The 21,769-nt window shown below is 72.8% G+C and carries 15 protein-coding genes, 1 tRNA gene, 1 rRNA gene and 1 riboswitch (1 of these 18 running past the window's edge); of the genes, 6 read left to right on the top strand and 11 right to left on the bottom strand.

The window, feature by feature from the left end; genetic code table 11:
* Both B1H29_RS19775 and B1H29_RS19765 read right to left on the bottom strand, forming a co-directional pair.
* Positions 1-184 (bottom strand): 16S ribosomal RNA (locus B1H29_RS19775) (it extends 1,343 nt beyond the left edge of the window).
* A 634-nt stretch (positions 185-818) separates the two neighbouring features.
* A complete protein-coding gene (locus tag B1H29_RS19765) occupies positions 819-1,367 on the bottom strand; it encodes a MarR family winged helix-turn-helix transcriptional regulator (protein ID WP_055421952.1) in 549 nt (182 codons plus the stop codon).
* 136 nt (positions 1,368-1,503) lie between these two features.
* On the opposite strand from B1H29_RS19765, the gene B1H29_RS19760 reads away from it, so the two are divergent.
* Positions 1,504-2,781 (top strand): MFS transporter, encoded by a 1,278-nt coding sequence (locus B1H29_RS19760; protein WP_055421953.1) that lies wholly within the window; start codon positions 1,504-1,506, stop codon positions 2,779-2,781.
* Positions 2,782-2,823: 42 nt separating this feature from the next.
* Here the strand turns inward: B1H29_RS19760 and B1H29_RS19755 are convergent, their stop codons facing one another.
* Both B1H29_RS19755 and B1H29_RS19750 read right to left on the bottom strand, forming a co-directional pair.
* Entirely contained in the window at positions 2,824-4,473 is a 1,650-nt protein-coding gene (locus tag B1H29_RS19755) for an ATP-binding SpoIIE family protein phosphatase (RefSeq protein WP_055421954.1), read from the bottom strand.
* A 189-nt stretch (positions 4,474-4,662) separates the two neighbouring features.
* Positions 4,663-6,036, bottom strand: a complete 1,374-nt coding sequence (locus tag B1H29_RS19750) for an NAD(P)/FAD-dependent oxidoreductase (protein WP_055421955.1) — start codon at positions 6,034-6,036, stop codon at positions 4,663-4,665.
* Positions 6,037-6,410: 374 nt separating this feature from the next.
* On the opposite strand from B1H29_RS19750, the gene B1H29_RS19745 reads away from it, so the two are divergent.
* On the top strand, positions 6,411-7,202 hold the full coding sequence (locus tag B1H29_RS19745) for a TetR/AcrR family transcriptional regulator (RefSeq protein ID WP_063787567.1): 792 nt from the start codon (positions 6,411-6,413) through the stop codon (positions 7,200-7,202).
* Positions 7,203-7,474: 272 nt separating this feature from the next.
* On the opposite strand, the gene B1H29_RS19740 is transcribed toward B1H29_RS19745, so the two are convergent.
* Entirely contained in the window at positions 7,475-9,598 is a 2,124-nt protein-coding gene (locus tag B1H29_RS19740) for an asparagine synthase-related protein (RefSeq protein ID WP_055421957.1), read from the bottom strand.
* Between the two features lie 689 nt (positions 9,599-10,287).
* Between B1H29_RS19740 and B1H29_RS19735 the strand changes: the two genes are divergently transcribed.
* The 4 genes from B1H29_RS19735 (at position 10,288) to B1H29_RS19720 (ending at position 15,629) form a co-directional block, all read left to right on the top strand.
* Entirely contained in the window at positions 10,288-11,712 is a 1,425-nt protein-coding gene (locus B1H29_RS19735; RefSeq protein WP_055421958.1) for a hypothetical protein, read from the top strand.
* Positions 11,713-11,788: 76 nt separating this feature from the next.
* Positions 11,789-13,036: an L-2-hydroxyglutarate oxidase gene (lhgO, locus tag B1H29_RS19730; RefSeq protein WP_055422165.1), complete on the top strand. Its 1,248-nt coding sequence runs from the start codon at positions 11,789-11,791 to the stop codon at positions 13,034-13,036.
* 147 nt (positions 13,037-13,183) lie between these two features.
* A complete protein-coding gene (trmB, locus tag B1H29_RS19725; protein WP_079160326.1) occupies positions 13,184-14,068 on the top strand; it encodes a tRNA (guanosine(46)-N7)-methyltransferase TrmB in 885 nt (294 codons plus the stop codon).
* Between the two features lie 10 nt (positions 14,069-14,078).
* Positions 14,079-15,629, top strand: coding sequence for a PrsW family intramembrane metalloprotease (locus B1H29_RS19720; protein ID WP_055421960.1), 1,551 nt, complete (start codon positions 14,079-14,081; stop codon positions 15,627-15,629).
* A 15-nt stretch (positions 15,630-15,644) separates the two neighbouring features.
* Here B1H29_RS19720 and B1H29_RS19715 read toward each other — a convergent pair whose 3' ends face one another.
* From B1H29_RS19715 to B1H29_RS19690, 6 genes are all read right to left on the bottom strand, one after another.
* Positions 15,645-16,589, bottom strand: a complete 945-nt coding sequence (locus B1H29_RS19715) for an aldo/keto reductase (RefSeq protein WP_055421961.1) — start codon at positions 16,587-16,589, stop codon at positions 15,645-15,647.
* Positions 16,590-16,776: 187 nt separating this feature from the next.
* Entirely contained in the window at positions 16,777-17,811 is a 1,035-nt protein-coding gene (locus tag B1H29_RS19710) for a M23 family metallopeptidase (protein ID WP_055421962.1), read from the bottom strand.
* A gap of 10 nt (positions 17,812-17,821) precedes the next feature.
* A riboswitch (cyclic di-AMP (ydaO/yuaA leader) is annotated at positions 17,822-17,979 on the bottom strand.
* A gap of 243 nt (positions 17,980-18,222) precedes the next feature.
* Positions 18,223-19,413, bottom strand: coding sequence for a PP2C family protein-serine/threonine phosphatase (locus B1H29_RS19705; RefSeq protein ID WP_167392546.1), 1,191 nt, complete (start codon positions 19,411-19,413; stop codon positions 18,223-18,225).
* A gap of 296 nt (positions 19,414-19,709) precedes the next feature.
* Positions 19,710-19,783 (bottom strand) — tRNA-Met (locus tag B1H29_RS19700).
* A 55-nt stretch (positions 19,784-19,838) separates the two neighbouring features.
* Positions 19,839-20,969, bottom strand: a complete 1,131-nt coding sequence (locus tag B1H29_RS19695) for a dihydrofolate reductase family protein (RefSeq protein ID WP_055422167.1) — start codon at positions 20,967-20,969, stop codon at positions 19,839-19,841.
* A 217-nt stretch (positions 20,970-21,186) separates the two neighbouring features.
* On the bottom strand, positions 21,187-21,579 hold the full coding sequence (locus B1H29_RS19690) for a hypothetical protein (RefSeq protein ID WP_055421963.1): 393 nt from the start codon (positions 21,577-21,579) through the stop codon (positions 21,187-21,189).
* Positions 21,580-21,769: the final 190 nt, after the last annotated feature.

Below are 21,769 nucleotides of genomic sequence, written 5' to 3'. Positions count from 1 at the left end.
CGTGAGGATCAGTATCCGGTATTAGACCCCGTTTCCAGGGCTTGTCCCAGAGTGCAGGGCAGATTGCCCACGTGTTACTCACCCGTTCGCCACTAATCCCCACCGAAGTGGTTCATCGTTCGACTTGCATGTGTTAAGCACGCCGCCAGCGTTCGTCCTGAGCCAGGATCAAACTCTCCGTGAATGCTTTACATCACGGGAGCGGAACAGTCGGAGGAATAATCCGACCGTTCACAGCGTCCTCGCTGTTGTGTTTCAAAGGAACCTCAACCCGATCAGTGATCCGATCAGGTCGGGGTATCAACATATCTGGCGTTGACTTTTGGCACGCTGTTGAGTTCTCAAGGAACGGACGCTTCCTTTGTACTCACCCGAGAGACTCTCTCAGGCTTTCCTCCGGGCGCTTCCCTTCGGTCTTGCGTTTCCGACTCTATCAGATCTTTCCGATCCGATTTCCTCGGTGCTTTCCAGGTTCCCGCTTTCGCGTTTCCCTTTCCGGCGGCTCCGACTCTATCAGATCCTTTCGGGCTCCGATTCCCCGTCAGAGGGGGTTGTCTTCCCGGCTGTTGGGCCGTTCCGACGTCTCAAACCTTAGCGGACCTTCTCGGCGATTCCCAATCGAGGTCGATCGGACTGCCGAGCCCCAATCAGAATTGAATTCGGACACGCCGAAACCATTCCCACTGGGAGATCGTGCTGGTGGTTTGGTTGCCGCTGATGCGGCGGGAGGTGCTGCCGCAGAACCGTTACGGCCCCGTGGCAACCCGAAGAACCTTACGTATCCCTCAGGGGGCTGTCAAGGGAGCCTGTCAAGATCTTTAATCGAGATCGCTGAGCCGGCCGCCTGCGTCCGGCTGGGCGTGCTCCACCCTGCGCAGGAGGCGGGTGAGGACGTCGCCCAGTGCGGTCCGGTCGTCCGCCGAGAGGTCCTGGAGCAGGTCCTCCTCGAAGACCGTGGCGAGGCGCATGGCCTCCAGCCACTTCTCGCGCCCCTCCGCCGTCAGCTCGACGATGACGCGGACCCGGTTGGACTCGTCGCGGTCCCGGGTGACGAGCCCTTCCCCCACCATGCGGTCGATGCGGTGGGTCATCGCAGCCGGGGTCAGCCCGAGGCGCTTGGCCAGGTCTCCCGGGCCGAGCCGGTAGGGGGCGCCGGAGAGGACGAGCGCCTTCAGTACCTCCCAGTCGGTGTTGCTGATGCCCAGCCCGGCGGTCTGCCGGCCGTACGCGACGTTCATGCGGCGGTTGAGGCGGGACAGTGCCGAGACGATCTTCTCGACCTGCGGGTCGAGGTCCTGGAACTCGCGCTGGTAGGCGGCGATCTGTTCTTCGAGTGTCGGCTCGCCGGCGCCGGAGGTGTCGCCCATGGCCGCAGTATGGCACGCGGGTCCTTTGCCTTGAAGTCCTTCGCTGTGTACTCTTTAGCTTCGAACTTTAGCTTCTAAGTCTTCACTCCTAACGGATGGAGCATCGACCCAAGAGAGGGTGAACGTGACCAGGGCAATGGGCGCAGCGATGCGCCGGATTCACGTGGGCAACGCACTCAGCGCGTTCGGGCTCGGCTTCACCGTCCCCTACCTGTACGTCTACGTGGCGCAGGTACGGGGACTCGGTTCTGTCACGGCGGGCCTCGTGCTCGCCGTCTTCGCCGTGGCCGCGTTGATCGTGCTGCCGTTCGCCGGGCGGGCCATCGTCCGGCGGGGCCCGCTGCCGGTACTCCTCGCCGCCCTGGTCACCGCCGCGCTCGGCGCGCTGAGCCTGGGGCTGTCGGCCTCGGCGGCCACCGTGCTGATGTCCGCCGCCGCGCTGGGTGCGGGGCAGGCCGTGATGCAGCCCGCGCTGGCGACGATGATCGTGGACTGTTCGTCGTCCGAGACGCGGTCGCGGGCGTTCGCGACGCAGTTCTTCCTGCAGAACCTGGGGCTCGGCGTCGGCGGGCTCATCGGCGGTCATCTCGTCGACACCTCGAGCGCCGCGTCCTTCACCCTGCTGTTCGCGATCGAGGCGGCGATGTTCCTGCTGCTCGTCGCGGTGATGGCGACGGTGCGCGCACCCCGTGCGCCGCGTATGGAGGCGGCCTTGGGGCAGTCCGCCGGGGGTAGCTGGAAGCAGTTGCTCGGCAACCGGGCCATGGTGCAGCTCTGCGTACTCGGGTTCGTGCTGTTCTTCGCCTGCTACGGGCAGTTCGAGTCGGGGCTGAGCGCGTACGGCGTCGAGGCGGCCGGAATCTCCACGTCCGCTCTGGGTACCGCACTGGCGGCGAACACGCTGGTGATCGTGGTCGCGCAGTTCGCGGTGCTCAAGTTCGTGGAGCGGCGGAAGCGGTCGCGCGTGATCGCCGCGGTCGGTCTGATCTGGGCCGTGGCGTGGGCCGTGGCCGGGTACGCCGGGCTCGGGCACGGCAGCCAGACTATGGCGACGGCCGCCTTCATCTCGACGTACGCGCTGTTCGGGCTGGGGGAGGCGCTGCTGTCGCCGACGGTGGCGCCGCTGGTGGCGGATCTTGCGCCGCCCGGGCTGGCCGGGCAGTACAACTCCGCCTTCGCCCTGGTGAAGCAGCTCGCGCTGGCGATCGGGCCGGCGGTGGGCGGGCCGCTCGGGGCCTCGCTGCACGCGCCGTACATCGTGGCGTTCCTGTTGTTCTCGTTGGGCATTACGGTGCTGGCGGTGCGGCTGGGGCGACAGCTCACGGACGTACAGAACCAGCCGTCGCTCGCCGGGAGCCGGGTGGTCACGCAGAGCGGAGCGCCGGCCGACGCGGTGGCGGCCGCGGAGGCGTGAGCGAGGCCGTGACGGGTCCCGCACCCGTCACGGCTCCGTGGATCACGGTTTCGGCAGGACGAATTCGCACCAGACCGCCTTGCCGCCTCCGGGTGTGCGCCTGGACCCCCAGTTGGAGGCGATCGTCGCCACGATCGCGATGCCCCGGCCGGACTCGTCCCCGGCCTCGGCGCGGCGGCGTCTGGGCAGGTGGTCGTCGCCGTCGGTGACCTCGACGATCAGGCGGCGGTCGGTACGGCGCAGGCGCAGCCGCATGGGGGGCGTGCCGTGCTGGAGGGAGTTGGCGACCAGTTCACTGGTGGCCAGGACGCCCAGGTCGTGCAGGTCGGTGGGGAAACGCCAGCTCGTCAGGACGCCGGAGGCGAAGGCACGCGCGCGTGGGGCCGCTTCCACGCCGCCGAGCAGTTCCAGCGCGGCGTTGCGGAAGCGCTCGGCTTCGGCGCCCTTGCGGGCGGGGTGCTGGAGGACCAGTACGGCCACGTCGTCGTCGTGGTCCGGGGTGACGCCCGCCGAGCGGACCAGGCGGTCGCAGATCACCTGGGGGGCGCCGGTCGCGCCGGACAGGGCGCGCTCCAGGGCGGCGATGCCCTCGTCCAGGTCTTCGTTGCGGCGTTCCACCAGGCCGTCGGTGTAGAGGACGGCCGTGGAGCCGGGGGCCAGGGCGATCGTGCCGGAGGAGTGCATCCAGCCGCCGGTGCCCAGCGGCGGGCCGGTGGGTTCGTCGGCGCGCTGGACGGTGCCGTTCTCGTCGCGGACCAGGATGGGCAGGTGCCCGGCGGACGCGTAGACCAGCCGGCCCTCGTTCGGGTCGTGGATGGCGTAGACGCAGGTGGCGATCTGGTTGGCGTCGATCTCGGTGGCGAGGCCGTCGAGGAGTTGGAGCACCTCGTGCGGGGGGAGGTCGAGGCGGGCGTAGGCCCTGACCGCCGTACGGAGCTGGCCCATGACCGCTGCCGCGCGGACGCCTCTGCCCATGACGTCGCCGATGACCAGGGCGGTGCGGCCACCGCCGAGGGTGATCACGTCGTACCAGTCGCCGCCGACCGCGGCTTCGGTGCCGCCGGGGTGGTAGGTGGCGGCGACGCGCAGGTCGTCGGGTTCCTCCAGTTCCTGCGGGAGCAGGGAGCGCTGGAGGGTGACGGCGGTCTCGCGCTGGCGGCCCTCGCTCGCGCGCAGGCGGGCCGCGGCCTCGGCGTGGTCGGTGACGTCGGTCGCGAAGACGAGTACGCCGCGGCCGCCGTCGCTGTCGCCCTCGGTGACCGGGGTGCAGGTGAAGGTGTAGGAACGGCCGTCGGTGCCCTTGCGGGACTTCAGGGTGCGCGGTCTGCCGCTGCGCTGGACCTGGTCCAGGAGCGGGAAGAGGCCCAGCTCGTCGAGTTCGGGAAGGGCCTCGCGGGCCCGTTTGCCCAGGTCGCGCATGCCGAATGCCGCTACGTAGGCGTCGTTGACGTAGGCGAGTCGGTGGTCGGGGCCGTGGACGAGGGCGACGAGGGCCGGGACGCGGTCGAGGACGTCTCGCACGGGGAGGTCGTCGACGGCGGGTACGGGCGGGGCCTCGTCGGTCAACTGTTCGGCGCGGGCGGCGGGTACGGAGCCGTCGCTCCGCCGGTTGGGGGAGACCGTCGTGTCGGTCCGCGCTGCGGCGCGGCGCTGCGTTCCGGGGAGTCGGGCGCTCCAGCGCGTGAAGTTCACGAATCCTTGCCTCGTGTAGTTGTCGGCGGCCGGGGACCGGGACGGACCGGGAACCGGCCGGGGCCCCGGGGGCCGCGCGGGGCGAGCGGCGGCGCGCCCGCGGTGGTGGACCAGTCTGGCAGGGTGCCGACCGGTCCGGCATCCGTCAGACGCCGGACCGGCCGGGGGAGTTCCTGGGTCCGGTCAGGACTACCCCTTCGGGTTGCGCGGTGGTTCCTGAGGAGGCTTTCCACCGGCCGCGAGTTCGAACTCCGCTCGCGGATGTTCGAGTGATCCCAGGGAGACGATCTCCCGTTTGAAGAGTCCGGCGAGGGCCCATTCGGCCAGCACGCGCGCCTTGCGGTTGACGGTGGGGACCCGGCTGAGGTGGTAGGCGCGGTGCATGAACCACGCGGGGTAGCCCTTCAGCTTGCGCCCGTAGACGTGGGCGACGCCTTTGTGGAAGCCGAGGGAGGCGACGGAGCCGGCGTACTTGTACGCGTACGTGTCGAGGGGCTCGCCGCGCAGGGTGTGCGCGATGTTGTCGCCGAGGACCCTGGCCTGGCGGACGGCGTGCTGGGCGTTGGGGGCGCATTCCCGGCCGGGCTTCGAGGCGGTGACGTCCGGGACGGCGGCGGCGTCTCCCGCGGACCACGCGTGCGGGGCGCCGTCGACGGACAGGTGCGGGGTGCAGGTGAGCCGGCCGCGGTCGTTGAGGGGGAGGTCGGTGGCGGCGAGGACCGGGTGGGGTTTGACGCCGGCCGTCCAGACGACCGTACGGGTGGGGAAGCGGGCACCGTCGCTGAGGACGGCGACGCGGTCCGCGCAGGACTCCAGGCGCGTGTCCAGGCGTACGTCGATGTTGCGGCGGCGCAGTTCGGTGACCGTGTAGCGGCCCAGTTCCTCACCGACCTCGGGCAGGATGCGGCCCGAGGCCTCGACGAGGACCCATTTCATGTCGTCCGGCGTGACGTTGTGGTAGTACCGCGCGGCGTAACGGGCCATGTCCTCGAGCTCGCCGAGGGCCTTCACGCCCGCGTAGCCGCCGCCGACGAAGACGAAGGTGAGGGCGGCGTCGCGGATGGCGGGGTCGCGGGTGGAGGAGGCGATGTCCATCTGCTCGAGGACGTGGTTGCGCAGGCCGATGGCCTCCTCGACGGTCTTGAAGCCGACGCCGTGGTCGGCGAGGCCGGGGACGGGCAGGGTGCGGGAGACCGAGCCGGGCGCGAGGACGAGTTCGTCGTAGGTCAGCCGTCGGGCGCCCGCGCCTTCCTCCTCGGTGGCCAAGGTGGTGATGGCGGCGGTGCGTGCCGCGTGGTCGATGGACCGCGCCTCGCCGATGACGATGTGGCACTGGTCGAGGACCCGGCGCAGCGGCACCACGACGTGCCGGGGGGAGATGGACCCGGCCGCCGCCTCGGGGAGGAACGGCTGGTACGTCATGTAGGGATCGGGGGTGACGACCGTGATCTCGGCCTCGCCCCGCCGGAGTTCGCCTCTCAGGTTCCGCTGCAGACGCAGGGCCGTGTACATCCCGACGTAGCCACCGCCGACAACGAGAATGCGCGCACGTTCCTTCACCATCCCATGACGCACCCGACGCTTGCGTTTGTCCACAGGCTCGTCGATTTGTGTGACCGGAGATCACGCTGGCGCCGCTTTGGCCGGATCTCCGTGGCGTGGGCTGGTCGCGCAGGTCAGTGGGGGTGGGAGCGGGGTCGAAAGGCGGCACATTCGGGACGTATGCGATCCGTACTCCGATCGGGGGGCGCTCCGTGCGGAACGTGCCTCTTCTGAATTGACTCCCGCTCAACTATGTTCTTTCCCACGGGGTGTAGGGGGATGTGCTCGACGGGTCCGCGACGGGCGGGCCGCAGGACCGGGCCTGTTCCCGCGCACTCCGGCTTTCGATGGCGGGGAGAGTCTCCGGGGGGAGACGTCATTACCGGGGGATTGTCATGCATGTTCAGGACTCTCATTGGTCGTCCGCGTCCGTTGTCGCGCCCGGTGGCGCGATGAGCGCGGGTGCGGGCGGCGTACGCGGGGACGGAGCGCGGAGCGCACCGCTGCGCGTGGACGCCCAGCGCAATCTGGAGCACGTGCTGCGTGCGGCGCGCGAGGTCTTCGGCGAGCTGGGGTACGGAGCGCCGATGGAGGACGTGGCACGGCGCGCGCGGGTCGGTGTCGGCACGGTGTACCGGCGCTTCCCGAGCAAGGACGTCCTGGTGCGGCGGATAGCCGAGGAGGAGACGGCCCGGTTGACCGACCAGGCCCGGGCGGCGCTCGGGGAGGAGGACGAGCCGTGGTCGGCGCTGTCGCGCTTCCTGCGGACGTCGGTGGCCTCGGGCGCCGGGCGGCTGCTGCCGCCGCAGGTGCTGCGGGTCGGGGTGTCCGACGACGGCGACGGCGGTGCCGCGGCCGGTGAGCCGCGGGTGCCGCCGCAGCGGATACAGCCGGGCTCCGGCGAGCTGCGGCTGGTGTCCGAGGAGCCCGCGCCGACGGGTGCGTCGGCTGGTGGGCCGGTTTCCGTGGGGGGCGACGACGGGGCGGCGGAGCTGCTGGACGTCGTGGGCCGGCTCGTGGAGCGGGCGCGGTCGGCGGGCGAGCTGCGGCCGGAGGTGTCGGTGTCGGACGTGCTGCTGGTGATAGCCACGGCGGCGCCCTCGCTGCCGGACGCGGCGCAGCAGGCGGCGGCGGCGGCACGGCTGCTCGACATCCTGCTGGAGGGCCTGCGGTCGCGACCGGCGTGAGCCGACGCTCGCTGCGCCGTCGCGCGGGCGGCCGGGCGCGGCGGGCAGAGCCGGGGCGGGCCGGAACGGGCCAGGGCGGGGTAGGCCGGGGCGGGCCGGAACAGGCCAGGGCGGGGTAGGCCGGGGCGGGGCGGGCCGCACACTGTGCGCGTCTCGCTCAGCACCTGCGGAGACGGGGCACGTTCTGCTTCCCCTTCCCCGTACGGCTGAGCGCTATGACCGCGTGGCGGCACGTTGCCACGGATGACCGCACCCCCGCCGAAGGCCCTACGTCACCCCCGCCGAACAACCGTCCCCGCCCCGCCCAGCGCCCCCCGCTGCGGCGCGATGCCCGCGGGTACCGCGCGCTGGCGGGCCGGGGTGCCGGTCCAGCAGGTGCCGCGGCGGGCCAGGAGGCGGCGGAGCCACAGTTCCAGGGAGACCAGGTCGGCCAGTCCGTCCAGCGGCAGCGCCTCGCCCGCGGCCGCCGCGCGCACCGCCTTGCGTACCACCCGCGCCTCCACCAGCCCCGCCTCCGCGAGCAGCGGCGTGTCGAACAGCCCCAGCAGGGAGTCCGCGGCGACCCGCAGCCCGGTCCGCGCGGCGGAGGCCGCCAGCGCCTGCGTGGGCGCGCCCCAGCCGCTCGGCAGCTCGCTCACCCCCGCCCCCTCCAGCACCGTCCGCAAAATCGCCGCCCGCGCGCCCGGCTGCACCCGCAGTGCCTCCGGCAGCGCGCGGCACGCGCGGACGACCTGGTTGTCGAGGAACGGGGTGTGCAGCCGCTGGAAGCGGATCTCGGTGGCCTGCTCCAGCACCCGCACGTCCGCGGCCTGCCGCGCCAGCGACGCACGCGCGCGGAAGTCGCCCGGCCGCTGCCCCGGTCCCACCCCGGACCGCTGGGAGGACGTCTGCAGGCGAACCGATACTTCAGCCAGCGCCTCTCCGGTCAGCCACCGCGCCGCCGGCCCCGGCCCCGCCCAGGTCAGCACGGCGAGCGACGCCTCCATGGCCCCGCGGCCGTCTCCCGGCGTGTCGAAGCGCCGGCGCAGCAGCCGCTCGGCGAGCACCTCGAGCCCGGTGCGGTAAGGGGTACGCGCCAGCCGCCGCGCCGCGGCGTACACGCGCGCGGGGACCAGCACCGACCCGTCGGCCTTGGCCAGGGCGGCGACGGGCCGTACGAGGTGGCGCCGCTTGCGGTCCATCAGCAGGTCGGCCAGCCGCGCCGGATGGGCGTCCAGCACCTGCCGTGCCCCGTACCCGGTGAAGTGGTCCGCACTGCCCGCCGCCAGCCGCGCCCGGTGCCGCGCCGCCGCCACCAGCACGGAACCCGGTTCGTCCGTCAGCGGCCCGTCCAGCGCGGCGTACGGCAGCACGTCCTCGCCGCCGGTGACCACCACGTGGTGCAACCGCGGGTTGGCCGCGAGAGCGCCCGCCCGCTCCAGTTCGGCCTCCTGGCCGCCGACGGCGAGGTCGTTGAAGGTGACGGCCAGCAGCCGCTCCCCCGCGCCCGTGCCGTGCCCGAGCACGGTCCCCGGCATCCCCGGCAGCCCGGCGGCCAGCAGCGCCAGCGTCCCCGAGGCCGGTCCGCCGGACAGGTCGGCGCCGATCCCCGGCACCGGCATCCCGCGCGCGGCGCGCCGTTCCGCCGGTCCCATGCCCGGGACCGGGCCGGGGTCGATGCCGTCCCCGGGCACGTGTCGGGGCGCGGCGAGACGCGTACGCACCGCCTCCACCAGGGCGTCCCGCACGCCGTCCACCGCCCGGTCGGGGTCGGCCGAGGGCGCCGCCACGGCGAGCGAGGCCACCGGCTCGTACCCGGCGATCTCCCGCGCCCCGGCGCGCAGGATCAGCGCATGCCCCGGCGGAATGCGTTTCACGCCGTCGTACGGGGTGGAGTCGTCCAGCGCGGCCGGCACGTCGGGCGCGGCGAGCAGCGCGGCGAGGTGCCCGAAGTCGAGGTTGGCCTCGACGAGGTCGGCCAGGGGCAGGGCGGCCGTCGCGTACGCCGTGCCGCCCTCCCAAGGAGTGTGGAACACCGGCCGTACGCCCGCGAGATCGCCGCAGACGGTGATCCGCCGGCCCACCTGGACGACGGCCGTGTAGCTGCCGGGCCACGCCGTCAGGTGCCGGAGGGCTCCACCGCGCGCGGCGAACAGTCCGACCCGCAGTTGCTCGTCGGTCGCGCCGCAGATGCCGAGGACGGCGATCCGGGTCTGCGCATCGGCCGTGACGACGCGCACCTCGTCGGGGCGCCAGTCGCCGACGGCCCACAGCGGATCGGGGTCGCCCCACAACGGCTGGGCGCCCACGGGCTGCACGGTCTCGCCGTCGTAGCCGGTGGCACCCGCGGAGCCGTTCGCCCCGGCGATCCCCGCTGCTCCCACGGCGGCGCTGCTCCACCCCACCAACCACCGCATCGACGCCTCCACAGGCTGGGGACAACCAGTGCACCGTACGAACTGGTCCCATGCTGCCATGAAGGGCGCGCCGCAGAGCATCGGCGGAGCCGCGTGTGCTCCCGGGAATGCGCCCCCGCGGAGATTCACGCGAGGACGTCAACTGTCCCTCCGCACCCCATCGGAGGGGGCGAAGACGACGCGAATGCGCCCCCGCAACGCGCCCCTTGGCTACCCAACGCGCCCTCAACTCCCATGGTGAGGGCCGTGGTACCCCGGAAATACCGGGATCGATTTTCAGCCAAATCGGCGCCACGCGGACACGTTCGAACACGCTCCGTACAGGCTTTGCGCATCGAACGGCGGTGCGCGGTCCGGGAGGCGAGGCACGCCCCCCGGACCGGTCCGCCGCCCGCGGGGATGTAGGCGGCGGTGTCCCCCAGCCCACTGGATCCAGTACAGCGGGCCGACCCACGCACACCCATGGAACCGCTCCCCCGGTGGCCGGAGAAGAGCGCACGGGCGGGCGCACGGCCACACACTGGGAGCACGTGGCAACGGACCGTGCGGACGCCGCGCTTCGGTACGGACCACAATCCCGCCATCCGGAACAATGCCTCTTAACGCATGGGATCCGGCGAACTACGCTGGGTTTACGAATGCCGCGTGGTTATGCCAGCGCGGCAGCCGTCTGTGTCGAGGGGTGGCGCATGTCCAGGGAGCAACGCGGGCCGAACGAAAAACTCGGCGCCGTTCTCGCCCTCGCGGGAATCAGCAACGCAGGACTCGCCCGGCGCGTCAACGACCTCGGCGCCCAACGCGGGTTGACGCTTCGCTACGACAAGACGTCGGTGGCGCGCTGGGTGTCGAAGGGCATGGTGCCGCAGGGTGCCGCGCCCCACCTCATCGCGGCCGCCATAGGCCAGAAGCTCGGCCGGCCGGTGCCGCTCCACGAGATCGGCCTGGCGGACGCGGACCCCGCCCCCGAAGTGGGCCTCGCCTTCCCCCGGGACGTCGGCCAGGCGGTCAGGTCCGCCACCGAGCTGTACCGTCTCGACCTCGCCGGCCGCCGCTCCGGCGCCGGCGGCATCTGGCAGTCGCTGGCCGGTTCGTTCGCGGTGAGCGCGTACGCGACGCCCGCCTCGCGATGGCTGATAACCCCGGCCGACAGCTCGGTGGCGCGTGACGCGAGCCCGGCCGAGGGTTCCGGCGCACCGCTCAAAGTCGGCCACAGTGATGTGCGGAAGCTGCGTGAGGCCGCCGAGGACGCCCGGCGCTGGGACTCCAAGTACGGGGGCGGCGACTGGCGTTCCTCCATGGTCCCCGAGTGTTTACGCGTCGAGGCGGCCCCGCTGCTCCTCGGCTCCTACTCCGACGAGGTAGGCCGCGCGCTGTTCGGCGCCTCGGCCGAGCTGACCCGCCTGGCCGGCTGGATGGCCTTCGACACCGGCCAGCAGGAGGCGGCCCAGCGCTACTACATCCAGGCCCTGCGCCTGGCCCGCGCGGCGGCCGACGTGCCCCTGGGCGGCTACGTCCTCGCCTCCATGTCCCTCCAGGCGACCTACCGCGGCTTCGGCGACGAGGGCGTGGACCTCGCCCAGGCCGCGCTCGAACGCAACCGCGGCCTGGCCACGGCCCGCACCATGAGCTTCTTCCGCCTGGTCGAGGCCCGCGCGCACGCACGCGCGGGTGACGCACCGGCGGCCGGGGCGTCCCTCAAGGCCGCCGAGAGCTGGCTGGAGCGCGCCCGCCCGGGCGACAGCGACCCGATCTGGCTGGGTTTCTACTCCTACGACCGGTTCGCGGCCGACGCGGCCGAGTGCTACCGCGACCTGAAGGCACCACGCCAGGTCCGCCGCTTCACCGAGCAGGCCCTGTCGAAACCGACGGAGGAGTTCGTACGCTCGCACGGCCTGAGGCTCGTCGTCTCGGCGGTGGCCGAGCTGGAGTCGGGCAACCTGGACGCCGCCTGCGAGCAGGGCGTGCGGGCGGTCGAGGTCGCCGGCCGCATCTCCTCGGCCCGCACCACCGAGTACGTGAAGGACCTCCTCCACCGCCTGGAGCCGTACGGCGACGAACCGCGCGTGGTCGAGTTGCGGGAGCGCGCCCGTCCGCTTCTGGTGACCCCGGCCTGATCCACCGCCCCCTCCCGGGTTTGAGGGCATTGTCAGTGGCGCAGTGCACTATCGGAGCCGGGAGGTGGGCCGGGAGATGGATCGAGTGCGGACCGCGACCGCGCGGGACATCGCGCACGGCGTCGCGTACGACTGCGACGTGCTGGTGATCGGCGGCGGAATCGTCGGCCTGTCGACGGCGTACGCGGTCACCCGCGCCGCGCCGGGCACCCGTGTGACGGTGCTGGAGAAGGAGCCGGGACCGGCCCGGCACCAGACGGGCCGCAACAGCGGAGTCATCCACAGCGGTGTCTACTACCGCCCGGGCTCGCTCAAGGCGCGCTACGCGGTCCGGGGTGCGGCGGAGATGGTCAAGTTCTGCGCCGAGTACGGCATCGCCCACGCCGTCACCGGCAAGCTGATCGTCGCCACCGACCGCTCCGAGCTGCCCCGCCTGCACGCCCTCGTGCAGCGCGGCCGGGAGAACGGCATACCGGTCCGCGAGCTGGGCGCGGCACAGATCCCGGGGTACGAGCCGGAGGTCCGCGGCCTCGCCGCCATACACGTCGGCACGACCGGCGTCTGCGACTACGTCGCCGTCGCCCGGCAGCTCGCCCGGGCCTCGGGCGCGGAGATCCGGTACGGCGCCGAGGTGCGGCACCTCGACCGGCGTCCTGACCTGGGCGTCGCCGTGCGCACCCGCTCCGGGGAGGTGATCCGCGCCCGGGTCCTGGTCAACTGCGCCGGACTGCACTGCGACCGCGTCGCCCGCATGACCGGGGACGACCCGGCCATGCGGATCGTCCCCTTCCGGGGCGAGTACTACGAGCTGGCGCGGCCGGAGCTGGTGCGGGGGCTGGTGTATCCGGTGCCGGACCCGGCGTTCCCCTTCCTCGGGGTGCATCTGACCCGCGGCATCGACGGGGGCGTCCACGTCGGGCCCAACGCGGTGCCCGCGCTGGCCCGGGAGGGGTACGGCTGGCGCGTGGTGCGGCCCGGCGAACTGGGCGGGACGCTGACCTGGCCTGGCTCGTGGCGGATAGCCCGGCGGCACTGGAGGTACGGGGCGGGCGAGCTGCGGCGGTCCCTGTCGAAGAGGGCGTTCACCACCGCCGTGCGCAGGCTGCTGCCCGGCGTGACGGAGGAGGACCTGGTGGCGGCGCCGGCGGGGGTGCGGGCGCAGGCGGTCCTGGCGGACGGGACGCTGGTGGACGACTTCCTGATCCGTGAGGGGGCGCGCGCGGTGCACGTCCTGAACGCGCCCTCGCCCGCGGCGACGGCGTCACTGCCGATCGGGCGGGAGGTGGCGCGCAGGGCGCTGGCGATGCTGGGAGCGGTGCGGTGATCCGGGGCGGCCCCGTTCCCCGGCGCGGTGCGGGCCACGGGGCGGTGCGGGCCACGGGGCGGTGCGGGCCACGGGGCGGTGCGGGCCACGGGGCGGCAGGTGACTGCCCGCGGTCCCGCCGACCGGTGGCCGTAAAATTGACGCATTGTGTCTGACTTCCACCACGCCCCCGAAGCTCCCCGGTCCGCCGCACCGCACACCGGTGCGTCCCTTCGGCACACCCGTACCAAGGGCGAGCCCCGTTTCCCGGACGGGCCGAAGGCCGATCCCGCCGGGTCGCACTTCGAACGGCGGATCCGGAGTTTCCAGCCCCGGCGGAGCCGGGTGACCGCCGGGCAGGCGGACGCACTGCAGCGGCTGTGGCCCATGTGGGGCCTGGACATCGACGGTCAGCGGGTCATCGACCTCGGCGAGCTGTTCGGGAACGCCCGCCCCGTCGTCCTGGAGATCGGCTTCGGCATGGGCGAGGCCACCGCCCGGATGGCCGCCGCCGACCCGGACACCAACATCCTCGCCGTGGACGTCCACACCCCCGGCCAGGGCAACCTGCTGGGTCTCGCGGAGCGGCACCGGCTCTCCAACATCCGGGTGGGCAACGGCGACGCGATCATCCTCCTGCGCGAGATGCTCGCCCCCGGCTCCCTCGCCGGTCTGCGCGTCTACTTCCCCGACCCCTGGCCCAAGAAGCGGCACCACAAGCGCCGCCTGATCCAGCCGGAGTTCCTGAGCCTGGCCGCGGCCCGCCTCGCGCCGGGGGCCGTCGTGCACTGCGCCACCGACTGGGAGCCGTACGCGGAGCAGATGCTCGAGGTCCTCACCGCGCACCCCGGCTTCGAGAACACCGTGCCGGGCGGCGGTTTCGCACCGCGCCCCGCCCACCGGCCGCTGACCCGTTTCGAGGGCCAGGGTCTGGACAAGGGTCATGTGGTGAACGACTTGCTCTTCCGCCGCGTACAGCAGGCCGTACCGCACCGCGATCAGCATCACGATCAGCATCGCGATCAGCACGAGGAGCTGCCCCCCACCGGTTAGGGTCCATGCCGTGGCCACCTGTCCCCCGTATCCGACGCGTCCGCCGGCGCGGACGCATACGCATCCGCACTGGTGGCAGCGCACCTGGGTACGTCACGGCGCGCTGATCACCCTGCTCTCGCTCTCCGGCCTGGTGATCCTGGCCCTGGTGCGCGAACAGACCGGCACGCGGGGGTTCCTGGTGGGGCTCGGCCTCGCGGTCCTGCCCGTGCCGCTGCTCATCGCCGCCTTCCGCTGGCTGGACCGGGTGGCGCCCGGGCCCTGGCGGAACCTGCTGTTCTGCTTCGCCTGGGGCGCCTGCGCGGCGGCGCTGATAGCGATCGTCGCCAACAGCTTCGCGACGAGATGGCTGGCGACGGCCACCGCCGACCCTGCCGGCGCGGACACCCTGGGCGCCACGGTCATAGCCCCGGTGGTCGAGGAGTCCGCCAAGGCCGCCGCCGTCCTTCTGGTCTTCCTCTTCCGCAGGAAGGACTTCACCGGCATCGTCGACGGCGTCGTCATAGCCGGCGTCACCGCCACCGGCTTCGCCTTCACCGAGAACATCCTCTACCTGGGCAACGCCTTCGGCACCGACCAGCTCACCGGCGGCAGCGGCATCGCCTCCGTCACCGCGGCGACCTTCTTCGTCCGCATCGTGATGTCGCCGTTCGCCCACCCGCTGTTCACCGTGCTCACCGGCATCGGCTTCGGCATCGCCGCGCTCTCCACGGGCCGTCACCGCCTGCGGCGCGCCCTGCTCCCCCTGGCCGGCCTGCTGCTGGCGATGGGCGTGCACGCCCTGTGGAACGGCTCGGCCGCGTTCGGCGAGTACGGCTTCTTCGCCGTGTACGGAGCGGTCATGGTGCCCTCCTTCGGCCTGCTGACCTGGCTGGTGATCCGGACCCGGCAGCGCGAACTGGGCACCGTGCGCGCCGAGCTGCCCGTGTACGTCGTGGCCGGGTGGCTGGCGCCGACGGAGCCGTACGCGCTCGGCTCGATGCGCGCCCGCCGGATCGCCCGTCAGCACGCCCGCCGGCACGCCGGGAAGGAGGCGGCGCGGGCGGTGGCGCGGTACGAGGCGTTCGCGACCTCGCTCGCGTTCCTGCGCCGGCGCGGGCTCCGGGGCAGGGCGGGCGCCGACTACGCCGTACGGGAACGGGAACTGCTGGACGCCCTGTGGCACCGGCGCGCCGTGGCCCGCCCGGCACTGGACTACGCGGCCCGGGCCACGGCACGGCCCGCACCGGTGACCGCACCACCCTGGGCGCTTCCGTACGGGGCCCATCCCTACGGGGCACCACCGCACGGGGCCCATCCCTACGGGGCACCACCGCACGGGGCCCATCCCTACGGGGCACCACCGCACGCGGAGTACCCGTACGGGACGCACGCGACGCACGCGACGCACGGAACACACGCGACGTACGGGACGTACGCGTCCGCCCACCGCCACCCGGCGCCGGCCCCCACGCCGTACCCCGCACCAGCCGTGCACGCCCCCCGCGGCCCGCACGGCCCCCAGGGCCCGCCCCTCCCGTACAACCCGTACTCCGCGCCCACCCACCCCCACCGCGCGTAGGGCCGCCCCGGGCACTCAGGCCGACGCCTGTGTGAGCCTTCCGACCTCGTCCTCCGTCAGGCTCAGCTCCGCCACGCCCAGCAGCGCCGGCAACTGCTCCACCGTGCGCGCGGACGCGATCGGCGCGGCCACCGTCGGCTGCGCGGCCAGCCAGGCCAGGGCGACCGTGGCGACGGGCGCGTCGTGGGCTTGGGCGATCTCGTCCAGTGCCGCGAGGACCCGCCTGCCGCGCTCGGTCTCCAGGTGCTTGGCGGCACCGCCGGCCCGCGGGCTGTCGACCGCCGCACCGGGCCGGTACTTGCCCGTGAGGAAGCCGGACGCGAGGGAGTAGTACGGCACGGCGGCCAGGCCGGCCCGTTCGGCGAGGTCACGCGGCTCACCCTCGTAGGTGTCACGCGAGACCAGGTTGTAGTGGGGCTGGAGGGCCACGTAGCGGGCGAGGCCCTCGCGGTCGGAGAAGGCGAGGGAGGCCGCGAGCCGCTCGGCGGAGATGTTGGAGGCGGCGATGTGCCGGACCTTGCCCGCCTTCACCAGCTCGTCGAGCGCGCCGATGATCTCCTCCACCGGCACCTCGGGCTTGTCGAAGTGGGTGTAGTAGAGGTCGATGTGGTCGGTGCCCAGGCGCCGCAGTGAGGCGTCGGCGGCGGCCTTGATGTTCGCGGCGGTCAGTCCCGGGTACTCGGGGTGCTGGCTGACCTTGGTGGCGAGGACGACGTCGCCGCGGTTGCCGCGGGCGGCGAGCCACTTGCCGATGAGGGTCTCGGACTCTCCGCCGCTGTTGCCGTCGACCCACGCGGAGTAGGAGTCGGCGGTGTCGACGAAGTTGCCGCCCGCCGCCGTGTAGGCGTCGAGGACGGCGAAGGAGGTGTCCTGGTCGGCGGTCCAGCCGAAGACGTTGCCGCCGAGGGCGAGGGGGAAGACCTCCAGGTCGGAGGAGCCGAGCTTGCGCAGAGAAGTCATGTCCTGCGTCAACGAGCACACCGGATCCGGTGATTCCGGAAACGGGGCAAAGATCCCGCAAACCGGCAGCCCCGAAAACAGGCAGCCCCGAAAACAGGCAGGGCCGCGAACCGGCAGCCCTGACGTCGGGGGGTCGCCGTCAGGACCGCCGGGGATCAGAGGGGACGGGTGGTGTGCGGGGCGGGACTCAGGGGGTGAGGCCCTTGCTCTGCAGCCACGCCATCGGGTCGATGCCGCCGCCGTCGCCGGTGTGGACCTCCATGTGGAGGTGGGCGCCGGTGACGTTGCCGGTGGCGCCGACGCGGCCGATGACGTCGCCGGTGGTGACCTGCTGGCCCACGCTGACGCTGATGGAGGACTGGTGGGCGTACCAGATCTCGGTGCCGTCCTCGAGGGTGAGCACGGTCTTGTAGCCGTAGGACCCGTCCCAGCCGGCCGACGTGATCGTGCCGCTGTGCACCGCCTTGAGCAGCGTGCCCGTGGGGGCGGCGAAGTCGAGGCCGGTGTGGTGGCCGGAGGACCAGTAGGCGCCTGCCTGGCCGAAGGTGGAGGAGATCGTGTACGAGGAGGTCGGCAGCGTGTACTGCTCGGCCAGCTTCGCGAGCCGCTCGGCCTCCGCCTTCTTCGCGGCCTCCTCCGCCGCCTTCTTCTTGGCGGCGGCGGCCTTGGCCTCGGCCTCCTTCTCCGCCTTGGCGGCGGCTTCCGCGGCCTTCTTCTCGGCGGCGGCCGCGGCTTCGGCGGCGGCCTTGGTCTCGACCTGGGCCTGCTGCTGCTCGGCCTGCGCCATGATCCGGGCCCGCAGCGACTCGCCGGCGCCTGCGGAGCTCTCCGAGGAGGTGTCGGCGGCGACCGTGCCGATCCCGCTGAGGGGGGTGGCGGAACCCTCGGGCTCCGGCTCCTCCTCGTCGGAGATGATCGAGCCGACGTTCGGCAGGTCCGGCATGGAGATCGACACCGGCGGCTTGCCGGTCTGCGCGCTGGCCATGCCGCCCGCGCCGACCGCGGCTATGACACCGACGCCGAGGACGGTGGAGCTGCGGGCGAGTCCGCCGCGCTGCTTGGCGACGCGGTGCCGGCCGCGTACGGGGCGGATGGATTCCGCGGTGGGATTCCACTCCTCCCAGGGGCCCTCTTCGGTGCGGTAGCCGTCGTAGCCGAAGGTGTCGGTGTCGTGCCCGCTGGGCACGAACGGGGCCTCGGGGGCAGGCCGGTTGGACGCCACGTGGGCGTACTCCTTTCCTTCCTTCCGCCTACCGGGTTAGCTGACGGGTTCGGAGCAGGAAGGTCTCCTACGCGCGTATATCCGCCGTGTCTCCACGGCGTCGTACGAGCGATTCACCCCAATGTGGTGGTTCCCCGGTTCCCTCGCGGGATTCGGCGCGTGCGCACGGAGCCGCCTTCTGTGACGGCTGGGACGACCGCGCTGCGTTATCGAACGTTAATAGACGCAGGGCTCGGATTCCAAGCCGTTCCTCTTGATCGTTAGCGAATCCGGCCCGGACGTACGCCTCACGATCGGTGAAAACCGGGCGAGTTGACCGGGTTTCAGTATTCCTCTTTCCGGCTCGAGTTTCTGACGGTGTATCAGTTGTTATGCGGAGGGCGGTCGGTTCGTCACGTCCGGTGACATCGCTCAGGGTCGTCGTACGGCGAGCAGTGCCATGTCGTCGGCCATGCCGCCCCCGGAGTGCCGGCGCACGTCGTCGGCGAGGGTTTCGAGCAGTTCCGTCGGGTGCCGGAACACGCGGCCGGCCAGCCGGGTGTGCGGATCGTAGAACTCCCCCCGGGCGTCCCGTGCTTCCGACAGCCCGTCGGTGTACAGCAGCAGCGTGGCCCCGCCGGGGAAGGCGGCCTCCTCCGCGCGGTCGGGCCAGACGCCCAGCTCTCCCATGCCGAGCGGCAGCGCCGACTCGCGGGCGGGCAGCGGGCGCAGGGTGCCGTCGGCGTACAGCAGCAGGGGCGGCGGGTGGCCGCGGTTGACGATGCGTACGGTTCCGTCGCCGTGCGGGAGTTCGGCGAGTACGGCGGTGGTGAACCCCTCGAAGGCGTCCAGTCCGTCCCGCCGGGCGCCCTCGCGGGCCAGCGCCCGCTCCAGCCGTTGCGCCACCGCCTCCAGGGTCGCCTCCTGCTCGGCGGCCTCGCGGAAGGCGCCGATCACGACCGCGACGGCGGCCACCGCGCCCATGCCCTTGCCGCGCACGTCCCCCACGATGAGCCGGATGCCGCGCGAACTGTCCTGCACCGCGTACAGGTCGCCGCCGATGAAGGCGTCGGCCTGCGCGGCCTCGTAGCAGGCGGCGATCTCGAATCCGCCGATCCGCTCGGCGGGCTCGGGCAGCACGGCACGCTGGGCGGCCTCGGCGATCTCGCGGACGGAGACGAGCCGCTCGCCGGTGCGGCGGACGAAGCCGTTCACGAGTACGGCGAGCACGGCGACCGTCGCGATGGTGATCAGCTCGGTGAGGGAGTCGACGTAGTGGATGACGCCCTTGCCGAGCTGCAGCCCGATGACGGCGGCGACCACGGCGACACCGGTGAGCGCCGTACCGCGCCGCGAGTAGACCGGGGCGGCGACCAGGGGTGCGGCCGTGTAGAGGGGGCCCGCGGTGAAGTACCTCGGGGTGAAGATGTCGTACAGGATGGCGACGACGATCAGCAGCACGGGGAGCAGGCGCACGAAGGTCCGCCCGTACGAGGTCCGCCACCGCCGCGCCGGGCCGGTGGCGGGCGGCACGGGTGCCGGGCGGTCGCCGAGGCCGGGGTCGGGCACGGGATCGCCGGGGAGCCGGCCGCCGGCCCGGGCGGGCGCTCCCTCGTCGTCCACGTCACCTGGCCGCACCACTCGTCTCCCGCCGCCCCGCACGTCCGCGCCGCTTGCCGTCCCGTGCTCCAGGTTTCCCGGAGCGCCGGCGGGGGGCGAGCCGTGCGGGCCGATCGGGTGACGGTGCCTGGACCGGAGGCGGTAGCGGTGGCGGGCCCGTGCCGGTGGCGGTAACCGGCCGGTGACGGTAACCGGCCGGTGACGGTAGCGGGCCGGTCCGGTGCCGGTGCATACGTCGCCAACGCACGCGAACGCACCGAAGGCCGGAATCCTTGCGGATTCCGGCCTTCGGTCTTCAGTAGCGGGGACAGGATTTGAACCTGCGACCTCTGGGTTATGAGCCCAGCGAGCTACCGAGCTGCTCCACCCCGCGCCGTTGTGTCTCTACTGTACGTCATCCCGGGGGCGGAATGCACATCCGTATCCCCCTACCCCTCCAGGTGACGGTTCGGCGCCTTCGCCCGCTCCTCGTACTCCGGCAGTACGACGACGGCGGCGCCCCCGGCCGCGAGCACTCCGCTGCCGTCGGCCCCCGGCACGAAGGTGTCCGGCTCCCGCCAGGCCGTGACCACGCGGCGCACCCCGGCGTCGAGGATCAGCCGGGCGCAGGGCGCGGGCCGGGACGCGCGGCGGGCGCACGGCTCCAGGCTGCTGTACACGGTGGCCGCCGCGAGCCGGGGGCCGGCGGGGCCGGCCTTCGCGAGCGCGGCCTCCTCGGCGTGCACGACGGGGTCGCCGCCCTCCCGTGAGTACCCCCGGGCCAGCTCGGTCCCGTCCGCGGCGACCACGACCGCCCCCACGCTGAACGCCGTCGCGGACGGCGGGCACAGTTCCGCCAGCTCGCAGGCGAGCGCCAGCCAGTGCCGGTCGGCGGCGGACACGCGGTCGCCGGTGCCGGGGGCGGTGGGCAGGTACCGCGTCAGCACCACGTCCTCGATGCGCCGCGACTCCACCAGCCGCAGCCGCCCGCCCTGATAGCCGCCCGGCCCGAACAGCCGGGGCGCGTCCGGGTCACCCACGAACAGCGGCGCGAGGACGAGCTGCAGTTCGTCGGCGAGTTCCTGCTGCAGGAGCTGGGTGTGGACGGTCCCCCCGCCCTCGGCCATCAGCCGCCGCACGCCCCGCCGGTCGTGCAGGTACTCCAGCGCCGCCCGCCAGTCGAGCACGGGGCCGAGCGGCACGGTGTCGGCGGCGATGCCGAGCGCGCGGGCCCGCCGCGCGCCGTCGTCCGTGGTCAGCAGCAGCTTCTCCCCGCCCGTGTGCCAGAACCGTGCCGCCGGGTCCAGCTCGCCGGTGGCGCTGACCGTGACCTTGAGCGGGTACTCCGCCTTCCCGGCCGCGGTCCGCGCTGCCCGCCGCTCGGCGGAGTTCACCAGCAGCCGGGGGTTGTCGGCCCGGATCGTGCCGGCCCCGACGAGGATCGCGTCCACCGACGCCCGCACCTCGTCGACCCGGTCGAAGTCGGCCGGGGAGGAGAGCAGGAGCCGTTCGGGGCCGGTGTCGTCCAGGTAGCCGTCGAGGGAGACGGCGGCGGAGAGGAGGACGTAGGGGAGGGGCATGGGGGGCGGCTCCGGTGAGCGGACGGCGTGGCGGGCCTCGGTCATCGCCAGTGACCGTCGGTCATTGCCAGAAGACGTCTACGACGATAGTCCGTCCCGGCGGACCGGGAGGAACGCGGTTGAGCGCCGGCGCTCGAGCACCGTTCCCGGACTGCCGTCGGCCGCGAAAGCGTGCGCGTCCGCGGCGCACCGGGTGCCGCCGGAGCCCCGGGACACGTCACTCCGGCGTCGTGTCCCGGCACTTCTCCGAGACGCGCACCACGCCGAAGACCACCGGGGCGTCGGTGATCTGCTGGTTCGGTCCCGGCCGGGAGTCGCAGATCTTCCACTCGGCCGGATCGTCCACCCGACGGCCCTGTCCGCTCGCGTCCTCGAAGGTCATGTCGAGCTCGGAGCTCATCTGCTCGTACGCGCGCCCGGCGTTGCCGCCGATGACGTCGGGCACGGTGGCCGTGACCGGCTGGACGTTCGCCGAGGGACGCGTCCCGGCGGTGGCCGAGCCGGCCGAGGCACTCGGCGAGGCCTGCGGCACCGACGATGCGCCACAGGCGGTGACCGAGGCCAGCAGCACGGCGGCAGACGCGGGTAGCAGAAGCTTGGTGACGGTCATGCCGGTCCCATCCGATCCGAAAGCCCCGACGTCCGGGGCGGATGCTCCCCTCACACGAACCCCCTGCCCGCGCGTCGAGAAGCCCCGGGTGATCATCACACCCCCGCCGGGGCCGACGACCCGCCGGTGCAGGACCTCCCCGTGGGACACCGAGGAGCGCGGTCGGCGGCCGGCGACGCCGTGCGCCTCC

The organism is Streptomyces pactum (assembly GCF_002005225.1).
GTDB lineage: Bacteria > Actinomycetota > Actinomycetes > Streptomycetales > Streptomycetaceae > Streptomyces > Streptomyces pactum_A.
Note: the sequence above shows the minus strand (reverse complement) of the source record. Positions and strands in the feature narration are given on the sequence as shown.

Excerpts from the sequence above, each read along its gene's own strand:
- B1H29_RS19765 (WP_055421952.1), bottom strand. The coding sequence starts at position 1,367 with ATGGGCGACACCTCCGGCGCCGGCGAGCCGACACTCGAAGAACAGATC.
- B1H29_RS19760 (WP_055421953.1), top strand. The coding sequence starts at position 1,504 with ATGGGCGCAGCGATGCGCCGGATTCACGTGGGCAACGCACTCAGCGCG.
- B1H29_RS19750 (WP_055421955.1), bottom strand. The coding sequence starts at position 6,036 with ATGGTGAAGGAACGTGCGCGCATTCTCGTTGTCGGCGGTGGCTACGTC.
- B1H29_RS19745 (WP_063787567.1), top strand. The coding sequence starts at position 6,411 with ATGCATGTTCAGGACTCTCATTGGTCGTCCGCGTCCGTTGTCGCGCCC.
- B1H29_RS19740 (WP_055421957.1), bottom strand. The coding sequence starts at position 9,598 with ATGCGGTGGTTGGTGGGGTGGAGCAGCGCCGCCGTGGGAGCAGCGGGG.
- B1H29_RS19735 (WP_055421958.1), top strand. The coding sequence starts at position 10,288 with ATGTCCAGGGAGCAACGCGGGCCGAACGAAAAACTCGGCGCCGTTCTC.
- lhgO (WP_055422165.1), top strand. The coding sequence starts at position 11,789 with ATGGATCGAGTGCGGACCGCGACCGCGCGGGACATCGCGCACGGCGTC.
- B1H29_RS19715 (WP_055421961.1), bottom strand. The coding sequence starts at position 16,589 with ATGACTTCTCTGCGCAAGCTCGGCTCCTCCGACCTGGAGGTCTTCCCC.
- B1H29_RS19695 (WP_055422167.1), bottom strand. The coding sequence starts at position 20,969 with ATGCCCCTCCCCTACGTCCTCCTCTCCGCCGCCGTCTCCCTCGACGGC.
- B1H29_RS19690 (WP_055421963.1), bottom strand. The coding sequence starts at position 21,579 with ATGACCGTCACCAAGCTTCTGCTACCCGCGTCTGCCGCCGTGCTGCTG.